General features: G+C 58.1%; 18 protein-coding genes. 10 read left to right on the forward strand and 8 right to left on the reverse strand.

Translation table 11 applies throughout. The features are described 5' to 3' along the window. Nucleotides 1-27 precede the first annotated feature (27 nt). The 3 genes from AYR47_RS22700 (at nucleotide 28) to rarD (ending at nucleotide 3,160) form a co-directional block, all read left to right on the forward strand. Entirely contained in the window at nucleotides 28-930 is a 903-nt protein-coding gene (locus AYR47_RS22700) for a LysR family transcriptional regulator (protein WP_061436981.1), read from the forward strand. Between the two features lie 79 nt (nucleotides 931-1,009). Further along, complete coding sequence (locus tag AYR47_RS22705) at nucleotides 1,010-2,020, forward strand: aldo/keto reductase (protein WP_033902924.1); 1,011 nt, start codon at nucleotides 1,010-1,012, stop codon at nucleotides 2,018-2,020. A 258-nt stretch (nucleotides 2,021-2,278) separates the two neighbouring features. After that, on the forward strand, nucleotides 2,279-3,160 hold the full coding sequence (gene rarD, locus AYR47_RS22710; protein WP_061449472.1) for an EamA family transporter RarD: 882 nt from the start codon (nucleotides 2,279-2,281) through the stop codon (nucleotides 3,158-3,160). A 55-nt stretch (nucleotides 3,161-3,215) separates the two neighbouring features. Here the strand turns inward: rarD and hppD are convergent, their stop codons facing one another. Continuing rightward, nucleotides 3,216-4,292 (reverse strand): 4-hydroxyphenylpyruvate dioxygenase, encoded by a 1,077-nt coding sequence (gene hppD, locus AYR47_RS22715; RefSeq protein WP_033902925.1) that lies wholly within the window; start codon nucleotides 4,290-4,292, stop codon nucleotides 3,216-3,218. A gap of 245 nt (nucleotides 4,293-4,537) precedes the next feature. Beyond that, on the reverse strand, nucleotides 4,538-5,461 hold the full coding sequence (locus AYR47_RS22720) for a DMT family transporter (protein ID WP_156487822.1): 924 nt from the start codon (nucleotides 5,459-5,461) through the stop codon (nucleotides 4,538-4,540). A gap of 77 nt (nucleotides 5,462-5,538) precedes the next feature. On the opposite strand from AYR47_RS22720, the gene AYR47_RS22725 reads away from it, so the two are divergent. From AYR47_RS22725 to AYR47_RS22735, 3 genes are all read left to right on the forward strand, one after another. Further along, a complete protein-coding gene (locus AYR47_RS22725) occupies nucleotides 5,539-6,408 on the forward strand; it encodes a LysR family transcriptional regulator (RefSeq protein ID WP_061436983.1) in 870 nt (289 codons plus the stop codon). 97 nt (nucleotides 6,409-6,505) lie between these two features. After that, nucleotides 6,506-8,047 carry an EAL domain-containing protein gene (locus AYR47_RS22730; RefSeq protein WP_061436985.1) on the forward strand — a complete coding sequence of 514 codons (1,542 nt, stop codon included), beginning with the start codon at nucleotides 6,506-6,508 and terminating at the stop codon, nucleotides 8,045-8,047. A gap of 198 nt (nucleotides 8,048-8,245) precedes the next feature. After that, nucleotides 8,246-8,611, forward strand: a complete 366-nt coding sequence (locus AYR47_RS22735; RefSeq protein WP_033902930.1) for a histone-like nucleoid-structuring protein, MvaT/MvaU family — start codon at nucleotides 8,246-8,248, stop codon at nucleotides 8,609-8,611. Nucleotides 8,612-8,723: 112 nt separating this feature from the next. Here the strand turns inward: AYR47_RS22735 and AYR47_RS22740 are convergent, their stop codons facing one another. Continuing rightward, nucleotides 8,724-9,260, reverse strand: coding sequence for a DUF4946 domain-containing protein (locus AYR47_RS22740; protein WP_033903037.1), 537 nt, complete (start codon nucleotides 9,258-9,260; stop codon nucleotides 8,724-8,726). A gap of 196 nt (nucleotides 9,261-9,456) precedes the next feature. Here AYR47_RS22740 and gloA point away from each other — a divergent pair, with 196 nt between their 5' ends. Then, complete coding sequence (gene gloA, locus AYR47_RS22745; protein ID WP_016974784.1) at nucleotides 9,457-9,978, forward strand: lactoylglutathione lyase; 522 nt, start codon at nucleotides 9,457-9,459, stop codon at nucleotides 9,976-9,978. A gap of 50 nt (nucleotides 9,979-10,028) precedes the next feature. On the opposite strand, the gene ahpF is transcribed toward gloA, so the two are convergent. The 3 genes from ahpF to AYR47_RS22760 form a co-directional block, all read right to left on the reverse strand. Then, nucleotides 10,029-11,594, reverse strand: a complete 1,566-nt coding sequence (ahpF, locus tag AYR47_RS22750; RefSeq protein ID WP_061436987.1) for an alkyl hydroperoxide reductase subunit F — start codon at nucleotides 11,592-11,594, stop codon at nucleotides 10,029-10,031. Between the two features lie 129 nt (nucleotides 11,595-11,723). After that, nucleotides 11,724-12,287: an alkyl hydroperoxide reductase subunit C gene (gene ahpC / locus AYR47_RS22755; RefSeq protein ID WP_010210361.1), complete on the reverse strand. Its 564-nt coding sequence runs from the start codon at nucleotides 12,285-12,287 to the stop codon at nucleotides 11,724-11,726. A 144-nt stretch (nucleotides 12,288-12,431) separates the two neighbouring features. Then, nucleotides 12,432-13,358, reverse strand: coding sequence for a site-specific integrase (locus AYR47_RS22760; protein WP_061436989.1), 927 nt, complete (start codon nucleotides 13,356-13,358; stop codon nucleotides 12,432-12,434). Between the two features lie 170 nt (nucleotides 13,359-13,528). On the opposite strand from AYR47_RS22760, the gene AYR47_RS22765 reads away from it, so the two are divergent. Continuing rightward, complete coding sequence (locus AYR47_RS22765) at nucleotides 13,529-14,536, forward strand: DNA-binding protein (RefSeq protein ID WP_061436991.1); 1,008 nt, start codon at nucleotides 13,529-13,531, stop codon at nucleotides 14,534-14,536. On the opposite strand, the gene gorA is transcribed toward AYR47_RS22765, so the two are convergent. Then, nucleotides 14,537-15,895 (reverse strand): glutathione-disulfide reductase, encoded by a 1,359-nt coding sequence (gorA, locus tag AYR47_RS22770; protein ID WP_061436993.1) that lies wholly within the window; start codon nucleotides 15,893-15,895, stop codon nucleotides 14,537-14,539. A 105-nt stretch (nucleotides 15,896-16,000) separates the two neighbouring features. Then, entirely contained in the window at nucleotides 16,001-16,840 is an 840-nt protein-coding gene (gene galU, locus AYR47_RS22775) for a UTP--glucose-1-phosphate uridylyltransferase GalU (protein WP_028616217.1), read from the reverse strand. Nucleotides 16,841-17,147: 307 nt separating this feature from the next. Between galU and AYR47_RS22780 the strand changes: the two genes are divergently transcribed. Both AYR47_RS22780 and AYR47_RS22785 read left to right on the forward strand, forming a co-directional pair. Further along, nucleotides 17,148-17,333, forward strand: a complete 186-nt coding sequence (locus AYR47_RS22780) for a hypothetical protein (protein ID WP_033902935.1) — start codon at nucleotides 17,148-17,150, stop codon at nucleotides 17,331-17,333. A gap of 509 nt (nucleotides 17,334-17,842) precedes the next feature. After that, nucleotides 17,843-18,364, forward strand: coding sequence for a fimbrial protein (locus tag AYR47_RS22785; protein WP_033902936.1), 522 nt, complete (start codon nucleotides 17,843-17,845; stop codon nucleotides 18,362-18,364). Nucleotides 18,365-18,367: the final 3 nt, after the last annotated feature.

Raw genomic sequence — 18,367 nt, forward strand, 5'->3', positions numbered from 1 at the left:
GACAAGATCTTTAAAGGATTTTTACAAATGAGCTCGATCCTCGATCTTGAAGTCTTCGTGCGCACCGCCGATACCGGTAGCTTGTCCGCCGCCGCCCGTGGCCTGGGCTTGACGCCGGCGGCAGCGAGCATCGCCCTCAAGCGCTTGGAAACCCGCCTGGGTATTCGCTTGCTGGCACGCTCCACGCGCAGCATGCGCCTGACCGAGGAAGGCCGGCGTTACCTCGACAGCGTGCGCGTGGCACTGGCAGCGCTGTCCGAAGGCGAACAAGCGCTCAAACAGCAAAGCCAGGGCTTGAGCGGGTTGCTGCAACTGGCCGCGCCGTCGGATTTCGGGCGCAATGTAGTGCTGGGCTGGCTGGACGAGTTCAAGGCGGAGCACCCGAATATCCGCCTGCAGTTGATGCTGAACGACAGCAATGCCGACCTGTTCCGCGAAACCGTGGACATCGCCCTGCGCTTTGGCGTGCCCCAGGACTCCAGCCTGGTTGCTTTGCCGATTGCCCCAGATCACCACCGCGTCGCCTGCGCCAGCCCCGCTTACCTGGCACGCCACGGCACACCGCGCGAGCCTATGGAATTGTCCGGACACAGTACGCTGCGGTACATGCGCCAGGGCCAGGTGAGTAAGACGTGGCGGTTTCGCCAGGGTGATCAGCTACAGGAGGTCGAGGTGTCAGGGGATTTCCTCAGCAACGACGGTGAAATCGTCCGCCGTTGGGCGCTTGGCGGGCATGGTATCGCCTACAAGGCCAGGCTCGACGTGATCGGCGATATCGCGGCCGGTCGACTGGTGCCGCTGTTTGAGGATTGGCAAGGCGAGCCTGCCCCGTTCAACCTGATGTGCCCTCACCGCCTGCAGGTGTCGGAACGGGTGAAGGTGCTGCATCGATTTCTACAGGCACGTTGCCAGGCGTTGCTGGGTTCATGAAGAAACGCGCGCGGGGCTTGTCCCAGAGCGGCTGAGTCTGGTATTGCAGGGGTACATTTCCCGCCTTGAGGAGTTATCCATGATTTACCGCACATTGGGCCAGTCCGGGTTGAAGGTCAGCGCCTTGACCCTGGGCACCATGATGTTTGGCGAACAGACCAACACCGAGGACTCGCTGCGCATCATCGACAAGGCCTGGGACCAGGGCATCAATTTTATCGACACGGCGGACGTCTACACCGGTGGGCGTTCCGAGGAAATCGTCGGCGAAGCCATTGTGCGCAATCGCCAGGATTGGGTGGTGGCATCCAAGGTCGGCATCGGCCCGGCGGACGGCTTGCCCAACCGCAGCGGCTTGAGCCGCAAGCGTATTTTCAATGCGCTGGAAGCCAGCCTGACACGCCTCGATACCGACTACCTGGACATTTACTACCTGCACCGCGAAGACCACAATACGCCGCTGGAAGTGACGGTGTCGGCGATTGGCGACCTGATCCGCCAGGGCAAGATCCGTTATTGGGGCCTGTCCAATTATCGTGGCTGGCGCATTGCCGAGGTGATTCGTGTGGCGGAGCGCCTGGGCGTCGACAAGCCGGTGATCAGCCAACCGCTTTACAACATCGTCAACCGCCAGGCCGAGGTGGAGCAGATTACCGCGGCAGCCGCCTACGGCCTCGGCGTGGTGCCTTACAGCCCACTGGCCCGCGGCGTGCTCAGCGGTAAATACGCCCCGGACGTTACCCCCGAGGCCGGCAGCCGCGCGGCGCGCCAGGACAAACGCATCCTGGAAACCGAATGGCGTGTGGAGTCGCTGCGCATCGCCCAGCAGATCCAGCAGTACACCCAAGGACGTGGCGTAGGGATTGTTGAGTTTGCGATTGCCTGGGTATTGAACAACTCGGCGGTCAGTTCGGCGATTGTCGGGCCGCGTACCGAGGCGCAATGGGACGCTTACATCGGCGCGCTGGAGGTGAAGATCAGCGCAGAAGATGAGGCGTTTATCGATTCGCTGGTGACGCCAGGGCATTCGTCCACGCCGGGGTTCAATGATGTCGGGCATTTTGTATCGGGGCGTGTGGCGCACCTTTAAGCCTGAAAAACTGGTGTGGCGAGGGAGCTTGCTCCCGCTGGGTCGCGAAGCGGCCCCGGCTTTTTTGAAAGACTGGGGCTGCTACGCAGTCCAGCGGGAGCAAGCTCCCTCGCCACAAGGTTTGATCTGAACCAGTACTCCGCGATAAGCCCTCTGAAAAACGCCCCAAAACAGCGCAACCTTCTCCCGCCAAAAAGCTCCATAATCCCCTCCTGAAATTCCCCTTCTTTTGTATCAATGGTTTTTCGCGAGGACAGTGTGTCTAAAGGTGTTGTTTTATCGGTCTTGGCCTCGGTGCTGTTTGCCGTGATGTATTACTTCACATCATTGCTCACGCCCTTGAGCGGGCTGGAAATTTTCGGCTGGCGCATGTTGCTGACCGTGCCGTGCATGACAATTTTCATGATCGTCAGCGGCGAATGGCGGCGCGTGTGGGAGTTGGTACAGCTGTTGGCGGCCAAGCCGCGTTTGATTGCGGGTGTGTTGTTGTCTTCCGCGTTGTTGGGCGTGCAATTGTGGCTGTTCATGTGGGCGCCGCTGAATGGGCGCAGCCTGGATGTGTCGGTGGGTTACTTCCTGTTGCCGCTGACCATGGTACTGACCGGGCGCCTGGTGTGGGGTGAACAGCTGTCCTACCTGCAACGGATCGCCGTGTTTTTTGCCGCCCTCGGTGTACTCAACGAGTTATACCAGGCTGGTGGATTCTCTTGGGCAACGCTGGTGGTGATCATTGGTTATCCGGTTTACTTCATCGTGCGCAAATACCTCAAGACCGACCATCTGGGCGGGCTTTGGCTGGATATGGCGCTGATGCTGCCGGTGGCCTGGTGGTTTGTGCAGAGTGGCGAGCAAGGCTTTGCGGTCATGGATGCCCACCCGAAACTGTACGCACTGATCCCGACGCTGGGGCTGATCAGTGCCTCGGCGCTGGTGAGCTACATCATCGCCAGCCGCTTGCTGGCGTTCAGCCTGTTCGGGTTGCTCAGCTACGTTGAGCCGGTCCTGCTGTTAGGCGTGGCGCTGATCTTGGGTGAAGGGATCAAGGGTGGCGAATGGTTCACCTACATCCCGATCTGGCTGGCGGTGATGGTGCTGGTGTTTGAAGGCTTCAAACACTTGGTGCGCCAACGCAAAGCCTGATGCGCAGGCAATAAAAAGCCCGGCCGGGGTCGCCCTCGGCCGGGCTTTTCTACGCTTAGTCGGCGGTCAATACACCACGACGCACCTGGTCGCGTTCGATGGACTCGAACAGCGCCTTGAAGTTGCCCTCGCCAAACCCATCATCGCCCTTGCGCTGGATGAATTCGAAGAACACCGGGCCCATCAGGGTTTCCGAGAAAATCTGCAGCAGCAGGCGCTTGTCGCCTTCCACCGAAGAACCGTCCAGCAGAATCCCGCGTGCCTGCAATTGATCCACCGGCTCGCCGTGGTTCGGCAGGCGGCCTTCGAGCATTTCGTAATAGGTGTCCGGCGGTGCGGTCATGAAGCGCATGCCGATCTTCTTCAACGCGTCCCAGGTCTTGACCAGGTCGTCGGTGAGGAACGCCACGTGCTGGATGCCTTCGCCGTTGAACTGCATCAGGAACTCTTCGATCTGCCCTGCGCCCTTGGACGACTCTTCGTTGAGCGGGATGCGGATCATGCCGTCCGGCGCGCTCATGGCCTTGGAGGTCAGGCCGGTGTATTCGCCCTTGATGTCGAAGTAGCGCGCTTCACGGAAGTTGAACAGTTTTTCGTAGAAGTTGGCCCAGTAGGCCATGCGACCGCGATAAACGTTGTGGGTCAGGTGGTCGATGACCTTGAGGTTTGCACCGACCGGGTTGCGCTCCACGCCTTCGAGGTATACGAAGTCGATGTCATAGATCGAGCTGCCTTCGCCAAAACGGTCGATCAGGTACAGCGGTGCACCGCCGATGCCCTTGATCGCCGGCAGGTTCAATTCCATCGGGCCAGTTTCGATATGGATCGGTTGGGCACCGAGTTCCAGGGCGCGGTTGTAGGCTTTTTGCGAGTCCTTGACGCGGAACGCCATGCCGCACACCGATGGGCCATGTTCGGCCGCAAAGTAGGAGGCGATGCTGTTGGGCTCGTTGTTGAGGATCAGGTTGATCTCGCCCTGGCGGTACAGGTGCACGTTCTTGGAGCGGTGGGTCGCGACTTTGGTAAAGCCCATGATCTCGAAGATCGGCTCCAGGGTGCCCGGCGTCGGCGACGCGAATTCGATGAATTCAAAGCCCATCAGGCCCATTGGGTTTTCGTATAGATCTGCCATGGTGGCACCTCATCATTCTTGTAATAGACACAGTATTAGTGGCGAGCAAGGATGAGGTTGCAGGGTGGCGCACAGGAAAGGCCTCGCACGCTGCGGGCGAGGAAGTCACCAAAGATGAGGGGGGAGCCGAGTAGCTTCATGGGGTCATCAGTCTCTGACGGCTTAGGCTTGCGTGAGCGCAAGTCCATATTCTTGTATGCGTAAATCGATTCTACACAGCGTAACCACGTTTGTCCGTACTCTTATCAAATCCCCATTGCCCTCGCGCGTGCAAGGGGTTTGTTGCACAGGTAGATGCCCAGCAGGATCAGCGCACCGCCGGTCAGCATGGAAAGGGTCAACTGTTCGTCCAGCAACAAGGCGCCACAGATCACCGCTGTCAGCGGATTCAGCGCGATGAAGACGCCGGAGCGCGTCGCGCCGATACGCCGGATGCCATCGTAGTAGCCGATATAGGCCAGCGCCGAACCCAGCACGCCGAGGTATATCAGGCTCAGCCCTTGCGCGAGATGCACGCGGCCCATCGCCTCCAGCGTAAAGCGCCCCATGACCAGTGTGGTGACGGTCAGCATGAGCGTGCCCAGCAGTATCGACCACGTAACCGTCTGCAGCGGCCCCAGGCTCTGATTCAAACCACGGGAAAACAGTGAGTAGATGCCCCACCCCGCGACACACCCGAATATCAGCACATCCCCACGCCAAGTGCTGGTTGCGTCGTTAAATACCTGGGGGTTGCGACTGACGATGACCACGGCGGCCCCCGCCAGACACAGCACGATCCCTGCGATTTTGCCGACACCGAGGCGCTCCTTGAACAACCACCAGGACGCCAGGCCGATCACCGCCGGGTTCAGCGCCACGATCAATGAAGCGCGCGACGCGTTGATGAACTGCAACCCGTAGAAGAAACACAGGTTGTAGAAAAAGATGCCGAAGAAACCCAGCATCGCCAGTTGCAGTAGCTGCCGAGGGTTTGGCCGGACCAACCGGATGCGTGCCAAGCCCAGGAAGGCCAGCAACGCCAGGCTGGCCAGCGCAAACCGCAGGCTGGCCGCCAGCAAAGGGTCGAGCGTCCCGCTCAGGTAGCGACCGGCCACAAAGGTGCCGCCCCAGATCATGGTGACGGCGGCCAGCTTCATATAAGTGATGCGATCTGAACTTGAATGCACGGGACAGGGCTCTGATGGCTTGAGATTGCCTGCATTCTTCTGGTAATACGGTGTCATCGTAAAATGAGTGATTACTCATGACCCTGACTCAACTCGAAATCTTCTCACTCGTTGCCGAGCTGCAAGGCTTTACCAGCGCCGCGCACCGCCTCGGCATCAGCCAATCAGCGGTCTCTCACGCCATCAAAGGCCTGGAGCAGGAACTGGGGGTGACGCTGTTCAGGCGCCATCAGGCTCAGGTCGAACTCAGCGACATCGGCACGCAGTTGCTGGGGCGTGCACGGGCGATGTTGGGGCTGGCCAACACGCTGCAACAGGAAGCGGCGGATGCGCGCGGCATGAAACGCGGGACACTGCGAATCGGCTCATTCGGCCCCACCTCCTCGACCTACTTGCTGCCGAAGATCCTCAACCGGTTCCGCCTGGAGTATCCGGGCATTGAAGTCCACGTGGACGAAGGACCCGACAGGCAGGTCATCCAATGGCTCGACGAACGCCGGATCGATGTTGGTTTCGTGGTGCTCGACCAGGAACGCTTCGACACTTTCCCACTGTTCGAGGACCAGATGGTCGCACTGCTGCCGGCCGAGCATAAGCTGGCTGCCCGTGAACACGTGAGCCTCAAGGATTTGTGCAGCGATCCTTTCGCGCTGACCGAGGCCGGCTCTACTGAATTGGTGATGCGCCTGTTCAACCAGGCGCGGCTGACCCCGAAGGTACGTTATCGCTGTTCGCAATTGCTGAGCACCCTGGAGACCGTCAGTCGGGGTGATGCGGTCAGCGTGGTGGCACAGGCCTCATTGCCGGCTGGACGCGATCCTCGGTATGTACAGCGCGCATTATCTCCCCGTGTGCTGCGCCAAGTTGGCCTCGCCGTGCTCGACCGACGCCAGTCTTCCCCTGCTGCACTCGCCTTTATTCGCATTGCCCAAGGCCTGGAGCTATAGCGGCGCATACTGGCCAAATGGCTAGGCTCGCGAGCTTATTTCAGTCGAGCCATCTATCATCGACTCAATCTGATCCCTGTAACAGGCCGTTCACCCCATGCCCCTGACCGTCAACGGCCCGCGAAAACGCGCCACTCGCTACTTGATCACCTCGCTGAGTGCGCTGCTGCCGATTGCGCTTGGGGTCGTGATCCTGCACTGGCAAGCCGAACGTACCTTGCAGCAAAGCACGGCCCAGACCGCCCAGGAGGCGGTGCGCCAATTCGACCTGATGCTCGACAACACCGCACTTGCCGCCAAGGCCTTGCTGCCACTGGCGGGGCAACCCTGTGATAACGGCGCACAACTGGCCCTGCGCGAACAAGTCACACGTCGCCCGTTTGTGCGTGCGACCACCCTGTCCTGGCAAAAAAACATCTATTGCAGCTCGTTGTTTGGCAGCAACTACGAATCGCCGGTCAACCCGGATGATTACGTAGATGGCCGCTTATGGCTGATGAACGGCAACCCGGTGACACCCGATACCGCGCTGCTGGTCTACCGGTTGGTTGAGGGCGACAAGGCGGCTTTTGCGTCGATTGATGGCTACCACCTGACCAACGCCCTGCGCCTGATCAGCCGATACGCCCACCTGGTGCTGCAAGTGGGCCCCAATTGGCTCGGGGCTGATGGCAAGGTGCATGACACTGCGGTGCCAGCGTTCGCAGTGGCCCACCATCACTTGGCGTCCGCACGCTATCACTACAGCGTCGACGCAGGCATGCCGTCCGGTGAAGTGTGGCGCTACATGCAGGCCCGATACCCGGCAATGTTCAGCCTGATCGTGTTTTTTGGCGTGCTGGCAGGCCTTTTGGCGCACTGGCTGCAAAAGCGCTCATCGGCACCGACTCACGAATTGCAGCGGGCATTGGGCGCCAATGAATTCATTCCGTATTTCCAACCGGTGGTCCGAGGCGATACTCGCGAGTGGGCGGGATGTGAAGTGCTGATGCGCTGGCAACACCCTAAAGAAGGCCTGGTACGCCCTGACCTGTTTATCCCCCTGGCCGAGCATTCGGGTCTGATCGTACCGATGACCCGCGCCCTGCTGCGCCAGACCGCCGCGCAACTGGCGCCCTATGCGGCGCGTTTCAGCCCTGGGTTTCATATCGGCGTGAATATCACCGCACGCCATTGCCAGGATTTGGCCTTGGTGGATGACTGCCGTGAGTTTCTGGCCGCCTTTCCCGTGGGCCAGGTGACGTTGGTGCTGGAGTTGACCGAGCGCGAGCTGATCGTGCCCACTGACATTACCCGCCAGCTGTTCGACGCCCTGCATCAACTGGGGGTAATGATCGCTATTGATGACTTCGGCACCGGCCACTCCAGCCTGGGCTATTTGCGTAACTTCAATGTCGACTACTTGAAGATCGACCAGAGTTTTGTCGCCATGATCGGTGCAGATGCACTCTCGCGGCATATTCTCGACAGCATCATTGAACTGTCCGGCAAACTCGATTTGGGCATTGTTGCAGAAGGTGTGGAAACGCCTGAACAGTCCGATTACCTGGCCGCTCAAGGCGTGGATTTCCTGCAGGGTTACCTGTTTGGAAAGCCTTTGCCGTGCGATGAATTTATTAAATCACTGGCCAGCCATTGAATAGCCATGCACTACCTGCTCTGAAATAATGTTATTTAGACAAAAGACATGATTTACTCGTAGCAAATTAACTACTACAATTTTTCCAGCCTGTGCAGAACTCGCGGGACGGCTTCTTTCTTGAGTCGCCTTAAAGCGCTTGGCTTATAGCTTTGTCTGCAGTTGATATCAGCCAAACACACTATTGGAGTACCTATTTTGTCCAGACTCGCCGAATTTCGCGCAGCCGAAAAAGCCCTTCAAGAGCAGCTTGCCCAGCTGGAATCCCTGAAGAACGACGCCGGCCTGAAGAAAGAAATCGAATTCGAAGAAAAGCTCCAGGGCCTGATGAAGACCTACGGCAAAGGCCTGCGCGACATCATTTCCATCCTTGATCCAAACCCGGGCAAGTCCAGTGCTACTGCCGTCAGCGCACCAAAACAGCGCCGCGCACGTGTGGTCAAGGTTTACCAGAACCCGCACACTGGTGAGCTGATCGAAACCAAAGGTGGCAACCACCGCGGCCTCAAGGCCTGGAAAGAACAGTACGGTGCAGCCACTGTAGATTCCTGGCTTCGCGGCTGATTGCACGGCACTAACAAAGAGCCCCGCTTATGCGGGGCTTTTTTAATTCTGCGGTTCGAAAGCGAACTTAAATAACGTTTCATTATGTTCACAATCGACAGGCATTACACACTTAAAGTTTCAGGCTATCGCGCACCGAACTGACCTCATCCTTGCTTGCTTCGTACGCCTCGGCCTGCCCTGCGTATGAAAAAACATAGGCCTTATCGGCATCAACCGCGCCCACCAATGTTTGCGAAAGCACGTGACGCCCATTTTCGGTTATCACACAAGTAGTTTCCAACGCCTCAAGACGGCTCAATGTTGTAGGGTGCATCTTGCTGCACACACTTTGATAACCGCCCTGGGCAAAATCTTTCTGGATGGACTTGCGCATCTCCAGCAATACACCTTGAAGATTAACCTTATGCCCCGCTTCAATCGGTGTACCGGTCAACTCCATTACCATCAAGGTCGTGCCATTTTCATCATTCTTGATTGCACGCTGGCGCGACACCGCCTGGGGTTTAACAGGTGCTTCATCATCCGGTACCACCTCTTCAACCTGCCAGCCACTGGGCCAGTGAATTTCGGGGTCCGCCGCCAGTACGCAGGAACTGCCGACCAACAAACACACAGCGCTCAACAGCGGTTTACGAAATGCGATCATTGCGAAAAATACCCAAGGTTCAAGCGTCAAAGTTTGAGCCCCGGCGCCCCTGTGTCGCAAGGCCTGCATGGGCTTTTTCATTTGGCGCCTGGGGCGAGCCTTGCGTATCATGGACCGGCTGCACGGATGCCAGCCGCAAGCCAAGGAACCGCTCACATTTCAGAGCTGCGTTTGCCCCATTTTTTCTGGAGGGCCCATGAGCCTGCACGAACTGAACACTTTCCCGGGCGTTACCGCCCAACCGGACACCGCCACCACGAACTTCGTGTTCAACCACACCATGCTGCGGGTCAAGGACATCACCAAGTCGCTGGACTTCTACACCCGCGTCCTGGGTTTTTCCCTGGTTGAAAAGCGCGACTTCCCGGAAGCCGAATTCAGCCTGTACTTCCTGGCCCTGGTGGACAAATCCCAGATCCCGGCCGATGCCGCCGAGCGCACCCAGTGGATGAAGTCGATCCCAGGCATCCTGGAGCTGACCCACAACCACGGCACCGAAAACGATGCCGACTTTGCCTACCACAACGGTAATACCGACCCGCGTGGCTTTGGCCATATCTGCATCTCGGTGCCGGATATCGTCGCTGCCTGCGAACGTTTCGAAGCCCTGGGCTGCGACTTCCAGAAGCGCCTGAGTGATGGCCGCATGAAGAGCCTGGCCTTCATCAAGGACCCGGACGCGTACTGGGTCGAGATTATCCAGCCCGCACCGCTGTAACGAAAAAACCCCATGATCACTCATGGGGTTTTTCATTTCCGGCTCCGGATTTACGCCGGGGCGGAAGTCCGGATCAAGTGATCGAAAGCGCTCAGGGAAGCCTTGGCGCCCTCGCCCACTGCAATCACGATCTGCTTGTACGGCACCGTCGTCACGTCGCCGGCGGCGAATACGCCTGGCAGTGAAGTCTCACCCCGCGCATCGACGATAATCTCGCCGCGTGGCGTCAGTTCCACGGTGCCTTTGAGCCAATCGGTGTTGGGCAGCAAACCGATCTGTACAAAGATCCCTTCCAGATCGATGGTCTTGAACTCGCCGCTGTCGCGATCCTTATACGCCAGGCCGGTGACTTTCTGGCCATCGCCTTTCACTTCGCTAGTCAACGCACTGGTGATCACGTCAACGTTCGGCAGGCTGTAGAGCTTGCGTTGCAGCACGGCGTCGGCGCGCAATTTGCTGTCGAACTCAAGCAAGGTCACGTGGCTGACGATACCGGCCAGGTCGATGGCCGCCTCAACGCCGGAGTTACCACCGCCGATCACCGCCACACGCTTGCCCTTGAACAGCGGACCGTCGCAGTGTGGGCAGAAGCACACGCCTTTAGCCTTGTATTCCTGCTCGCCCGGCACACCCATTTCGCGCCAGCGGGCGCCGGTGGCCAGGATCACGGTCTTGGACTTCAGGGTCGCACCGCTTTCAAAACGAATTTCGTGCAAGTCGCCGGCGTTTTTCGCAGGCACCAGGCTGCTGGCGCGCTGCAGGTTCATGATGTCCACGTCGTATTGACGCACGTGGGCTTCCAGTGCGCTGGCCAGTTTCGGCCCTTCGGTCTCTTGTACCGAGATGAAGTTCTCGATGGACATGGTGTCCAGCACTTGGCCGCCAAAACGCTCGGCAGCAACGCCGGTACGGATGCCTTTACGTGCAGCGTAGATCGCGGCCGCAGAACCGGCTGGGCCGCCGCCGACGACAAGTACATCAAAGGCGTCTTTGGCGCTGATTTTCTCGGCGGCTTTTTCAATGCCACTGGTGTCGAGCTTGGCAAGAATCTCTTCCAGGCCCATACGGCCCTGACCGAAGTTCACACCGTTCAAGTAAACACTCGGTACCGCCATGATCTGGCGCTCGTCGACTTCAGCCTGGAACAGCGCGCCGTCGATGGCGACGTGGCGGATGTTCGGGTTGAGCACGGCCATCAGGTTCAGCGCCTGGACCACGTCCGGGCAGTTCTGGCAGGACAGCGAGAAGTAAGTCTCGAAGCTGAACTCACCTTTGAGGGTGCGGATCTGTTCAATGACTTCGACACTGGCCTTCGACGGGTGGCCACCGACTTGCAGCAGGGCCAGCACCAACGAAGTGAATTCATGGCCCATCGGGATGCCGGCGAAACGCAGGCTGATCTCGGCACCTGGGCGGTTGATGGAGAACGACGGCTTGCGCGCATCATCACCATCGGTTTTCAGGGTAATCAGCGTCGTGAGGCTGACCACATCCTGCAAAAGGGCAAGCATTTCCTGGGATTTCGCACCGTCGTCGAGGGAGGCGACGATCTCGATCGGCTGGGTGACCCGTTCCAGGTATGACTTCAACTGAGCTTTAAGATTGGCGTCCAACATACGGGCGATTTCCTATAAATTTCGGTTTATTGCAGACAAAAAAACGCCCGAGCGAATCTCGCCCGGGCGTTTTGGGGGGCGGATGCAGCTTAATTCAGTGCGGAATACCGCCCTTGAGACTTCACAGACTTAGATCTTGCCGACCAGGTCCAGGGATGGAGCCAGGGTGGCTTCGCCTTCTTTCCACTTGGCTGGGCATACTTCGCCTGGGTGGGCAGCAACGTATTGAGCGGCCTTGATTTTGCGCAGCAGCTCGGAAGCGTCACGGCCAACACCGCCGTCGTTCAGCTCAACGATCTTGATCTGACCTTCTGGGTTGATCACGAAAGTACCGCGGTCTGCCAGGCCAGCTTCTTCGATCAGTACGTCGAAGTTGCGGGAGATGGTCAGGGTTGGGTCGCCGATCATGGTGTACTGGATCTTGCCGATGGCTGGCGAAGTGTTGTGCCAGGCAGCGTGGGCGAAGTGGGTGTCGGTGGAAACGCTGTAGATCTCGACGCCCAGCTTCTGGAATTCGGCGTAGTTGTCAGCCAGGTCTTCCAGCTCGGTTGGGCAAACGAAGGTGAAGTCGGCTGGGTAGAAGAACACAACGGACCACTTGCCTTTCAGGTCGGCGTCGGACACATCGACGAAGTTGCCGTTTTTGTAGGCGGTAGCTTTGAACGGTTTTACTTGGCTGTTGATGATAGGCATCGTTGACTCTCCGTCAGGTTTGTAGAAGGGCTTAGTAAGTTGATGAGGTGAATCCTACCCACTCTCTCGACCGATGGCTCATTGGCAAACCTGATGCTGACGATTGGTTTTCCCTATCAGGTGACTGTATTAATAGAAGAAATCTCAAAGCAGCGGTTGCGTCGCCAGGGTCATGCCAAGAAAGGGCGTCGCTTCAACATAGCGCATGGCGGATTTCATGTCGCTCCAGCCGACGTAACTCATCAATGACTTCAAATCCCAGCCACTGCGGTGAGCCCACGTGGCAAACCCACGGCGCAGCGAGTGACTGGTGTAGTGCTCGGCGGGGATGCCGGCGCGCCTCAGCGCCTGGCGCAGCAACGGGATCACACTGTTGGGGTGCAACCCCTCCTCCCCCAGGTTGCCCCAACGATCAATGCCGCGAAACACCGGGCCACGCACCAATGCCGAGGCGCTGAGCCATTCGCTGTAGGCCTGCACCGGGCACAGGCGCAGCAACGCCGGGGTGTGATAGGTCTTGCCGAGGTTGTCACGGTCGCTTTTGCTGCGCGGCAGATACAGGCTGATCCCGGCACCGGGCGTCGCCTGCACATGCTCAATCTCGAGCCGACACAGTTCATCGCTGCGAAAGCCGCGCCAGAAGCCCAGTAGAATCAGTGCAGTGTCGCGCTTGGCGCGCAGTAGCCGAGGCAAGTCGTGGGCCGCGTCTTTCGCCTCGTTTTCAAGGGAAGCCACCACCTGTTCAAGGTGTTTGAGTTGCAAGGGCTCGGCTTGCTTCTCCCGCACCGGGTGTACGGCACGGATGCCCTTCAGCACCTTACGCACCACCGGCGCCTTGGTCGGATCGGGAAAGCCCTGACTCGTATGCCACTGCGCCAGTGCCGAAAGCCGTAGCTTCAGCGTGTTGACCGCCAAGACGCCGGCATGTGCTACCAGATAACGCGCCACGCTGTCGCTGGTCGCGGGCAGGAACCCTCCCCAGCTCACTTCGAAATGCTCGATGGCCGCACGGTAACTGCGTCGCGTGTTATCGCGGGTGGCGGCGTTGAGGTAACGATCCAGATCGCTCATGAGAGGCCTATTCGTACTGCTGGCGGTGGCTTTCACGGGTCCAACCCGCATGACACGGGATAATACGCCAATATCCCATCTGTTAAATCATGAATTCAAACGATATTTTATTCATGATATAGTATGTATATACATAATACGTACCACAGTACTAAATCGACGGAGACCCCATGGCTCGCGGCGGCATTAATAAAGCGGTAGTTCAAACGGCACGCCTGGCGATCCTCGCTCGCGGCGAAAACCCCAGCATCGACGCTGTACGCATCGAAATGGGCAACACCGGCTCGAAAACCACGATTCATCGCTATCTGAAGGAGCTGGATGAGAGCGAAACCCGAGTCACCATCACCGAGGCCCCCATCGACGACGAGCTTGGCGAGCTGGTGGCGCGCCTGGCGCAACGCCTGAAGGACAAAGCCCAGGAGCCTATAGACCTGGCTTTGGCGCAGTTCGAGCAACAGAAAGGCGCCCTGCTCGCCCAGCTGGAGTCCCTTGATGAAACCCATGGTCAACTCAAGCAACAATTTGATATCCAGGCCGCCGCCCTGGCAGAAGAAAGCGCGGCCCTGCAAACCACCAGCACCAGCCTGCAGACCGAACAAACCCGTAACGCCGGGTTGAGCCAGGCGTGCAGTGATTACGAGCTACGGATCAACGACAAGGACGAGCAGATCCGTTCGCTGGAAGAAAAGCACCTGCACGCAAGGGACGCTTTGGAGCATTACCGTAATGCGATCAAGGAGCAGCGCGAGCAGGAACAGCGTCGCCATGAAGGCCAGTTGCAACAGGTACAGGCAGAATTGCGCCAGGCCCAGCAGAGCGCCATGGTGCGTCAGGATGAAATCACCCAGCTGCATCGCGACAACGAGCGGCTGCTGATCGAGCATCGGATGACATCGAAAGAGTTGACGGCGCTGCAGGAACAATCCCGCAAAGACCAGGCCCAGCAGCTCAAGCTGAGCGAACAGGTGAGCCTGATTGACAGCGAGCGCACCCTGCTTCAGGAGCGCCTGCGCGTTGCCGTGCTGGAAAGTCAGTCACGCCAGGAAGCGTTGACCGAACACCAGCACTCCAACAAAACCCTGGAATTGGAACTGATCAAAGCCCAGGCCAGTATCGAGGCATTGCGCCTGGCGGCCGCCGTTGCGAAGGCGCCAGAGGCAACGCCCGAGCGCTGATCAGCTCGCCACAGGCGTGCGCATGGTGACGAACTCTTCCGCCGCCGTAGGGTGCACGCCGATGGTGTCGTCGAAATGCTGCTTGGTCGCGCCCGCCTTGAGCGCGATCGCCAGGCCCTGGACGATCTCGCCAGCATCCGGGCCGACCATGTGGCAACCCAGCACCTGGTCGGTGTCAGCGTCGACCACCAGCTTCATCAGGGTTTTTTCCTGGCACTCGGTCAGGGTCAGCTTCATTGGCCGGAAACGGCTTTCGAAGATCTGCACTTTATGGCCCTTCTCTTTCGCCTCTTCTTCAGTCAGGCCAACCGTGCCGATGTTGGGCAGGCTGAACACCGCCGTCGGGATCATGGCGTAATCCACCGGACGATATTGCTCAGGCTTGAACAGCCGACGCGCCACGGCCATGCCTTCGGCCAGGGCCACCGGTGTCAGTTGCACACGACCAATCACGTCGCCGATGGCCAGGATTGACGATTCGGCGGTCTGGTACAGATCGTCCACTTCGACGAAACCACGCTTATCGAGCTTCACGCCGGTGTTTTCCAACCCAAGGTTGTCCAGCATCGGGCGGCGACCCGTGGCGTAGAACACACAGTCCGCTTCCAGCACGCGACCGTCTTTTAGCGTGGCTTTGAGGCTGCCATCGGCTTGCTTGTCGATACGCTCGATATCGGCATTGAATTGCAGGTCGAGGCCACGCTTGGTCAGCTCTTCTTTCAGATGTGTACGCACCGAACCGTCGAAGCCACGCAGGAACAAGTCACCGCGATACAGCAGGGTTGTCTGTGCGCCCAAGCCATGGAAAATCCCTGCGAACTCGACGGCAATATAGCCACCACCGACCACCAGTACACGCTTTGGTAATTCCTTGAGGAAGAACGCCTCATTGGAGCCGATAGCGTGTTCACGCCCTGGAATCTCCGGAATCTGCGGCCAGCCACCCGTCGCGATGAGGATGTGCTTGGCGGTAAAGCGCTCGCCATTGATCTCGACTTGATGCGCATCTACCAGGCGCGCATGCCCTTCATGCAGCGTCACACCACTGTTAACCAGCAGGTTGCGGTAGATGCCATTGAGGCGATTGATCTCGCGATCTTTATTGGCGATCAGAGTGGCCCAATCAAAATTCGCCTCGCCCAGTGACCAACCAAACCCGCTGGCCTGATCAAAATCCTCGGCAAAGTGTGCGCCATACACCAACAGTTTTTTCGGCACGCAGCCGACGTTGACGCAGGTACCACCCAGGTAGCGGCTTTCCGCCACGGCCACTTTGGCACCAAAGCCTGCGGCAAAACGCGCCGCACGAACACCGCCGGAACCGGCGCCAATCACATACAGGTCAAAATCGTAAGCCATTTCACTCTCCTCGGCAGGCAACCAGCATACCGACTTACATGGGGCTGAAAAACGAAAAAGCCACCCGAAGGTGGCTTTTTTGGAACAGGCCGCTTACAGCGTGAATCAGTAAGCCTTGCCAGTCTTGTAGAAGTGCTCGTAGCAGAAGTTGGTCGCCTCGATGTAGCCTTCAGCGCCACCGCAGTCGAAACGCTGGCCCTTGAACTTGTAGGCAATGACGCAGCCGTCTTTAGCTTGCTTGAGCAGAGCGTCGGTGATCTGGATTTCGCCGCCCTTGCCTGGCTCGGTTTCTTCGATCAACTTGAAGATGTCCGGGGTCAGGATGTAACGGCCGATGATCGCCAGGTTCGACGGGGCATCTTCCGGCGCTGGCTTTTCAACCATGTCACGTACGCGGATCAGGCCATCGCCGATTTCGTCGCCCGCGATCACGCCGTATTTGTTGGTTTCCTGTGGGTCCACTTCCTGGACTGCCACGATGGTGCAACGGTATTTCTTGTACAGATCAACCATCTGCTCCAGAACACCCTTGCCTTCCAGATTGACGCACAGGTCATCCGCCAGCACCACGGCGAACGGTTCGTCGCCGATCAGCGGGCGGCCAGTCAGGATGGCGTGGCCGAGGCCTTTCATCTGGGTCTGGCGGGTGTAAGAGAACGAGCACTCGTCCAGCAGCTTGCGGATGCCGACCAGGTATTTTTCCTTGTCGGTGCCCTTGATCTGGTTTTCCAGCTCATAGCTGATGTCAAAGTGGTCTTCCAGCGCGCGCTTACCACGGCCGGTCACGATGGAGATTTCGTTCAGACCGGCATCCAGTGCCTCTTCGACGCCGTACTGAATCAGTGGCTTGTTCACCACCGGCAGCATCTCTTTGGGCATGGCCTTGGTCGCTGGCAAGAAGCGAGTGCCGTAACCGGCTGCTGGGAACAAGCATTTCTTGATCATATGGGTCCTTACAAAGGGCTGTGCGTACGGAATTCGGCGCAGTCTAATCAGGCCGCAGTCACCTTACAATGGGTCCTGCTGGCGTTGCGATGTCATCATAGAGAAAAAATGTCGGCGTAAGTTCCGCTGGTCTCGCGAAGAGCCTCCACACCGGCACGGCAAAAACTGCCTGCACCTCAGGATTTCAAAGGGCTGCACCCTTTTTAGCACGCTTTTGCACCCAGGACACTGACCTAGAATAACCTGCGCGCACCTGCCGCATTTGGCGCTATCATTACGCCCTTGAATCACACCATGAGATTGATAGATGTCAGAACCAAAAGGCGTAAACGGCTACTTGATCACGAAGCGAGCGGACGGCTGGCACCTGATCAACTTCCACGGTGACAGCGTCGCCGGGGTCTTCCCCACCGAGAGCCAGGCGATCGCCGTGGCCGAAGTGTTTGTGGACGAAGCAGGCCATGCGTCGAGCAAACGACCGAAAACCAAGTAAGTTCTGCTGCCCTGTCATCAAGCCCCGTTCACCGGGGCTTTTTTGTGGGCGCTCATTTCATGCAAGCGGCCCGCTGAAACCGCGCCGTGGCCGTTACATAGCGACATCTATCGATGTTTGCATCATTAATCTCTGTAATTCTATTCTTACAGAAATCATAACGTTCAAAACACCCTCTCCCTTAATGATGGTAGTCCATCTCTTACAGCTAATTATTGTTTTTTGGCAAAATGCCATATCCCTCTTACACATCCTGACATAACCGGCTACGCAACTAGGCGAATCAGGCGACTTACTTTTGTCCACGCAAACCCAACAATGGCCTGAGTTCGAACGCCGCTGAAACTTGCAATGCAAATAGTTGGAAAAATCAAATTCCTCCTCACTGCAACTTGGTCGGCGTCGAACCAAGTTCCCTGCGTGCTTTACATGTCAGTAATGAACGGTAGGTGCACACCTGCCTGCGGGGTTTCTTTATGACGTTCATTAATATAGATGGGTCTTAGCTGATGAAAACTGAAATCAAAACTGCACTGTTGTCTATTGGGCTGCTGATGGGGTCGATGTCCGTCGCGCAAGCCGCAGATGGCACTATCACCTTCTTAGGATCGGTCCACTCAGGTGCTTGTTCTATCAAGCCAGACTCTGTCGATCAGTCCGTTCATCTGGGTGCAATCGCAAAACATCAATTGCAAACGGGAGGCAAGTCCGAAGCCCGCCGCGTATTGATCGAGCTTGAAGGTTGCGATCTCACCGGCCTGACCGACAACACCGTAACCACCACCTTCACGGCTGCGCCATCGTCCGTTGTTCCGGGTGCAATCGGCACCGTGGGTGGCGCGGGCAACATCGGCATCATGATGACCCACGGCAGCAAACTCGTTGAATTGGGTGTACCTACCACCCCTCAGGCCATCGTCGCTGGTGATAACACGTTGGAGTTCGGGGCCTACGTTCAAGGTGCAGCGACGGGCAACGTCGTGCCTGGCGATTTCAGTGCGACCACCAATTTCACCCTGGCTTATCAGTAAGCA

This window comes from Pseudomonas azotoformans, from assembly GCF_001579805.1.
In the GTDB taxonomy this organism is placed as follows: domain Bacteria; phylum Pseudomonadota; class Gammaproteobacteria; order Pseudomonadales; family Pseudomonadaceae; genus Aquipseudomonas; species Aquipseudomonas azotoformans_A.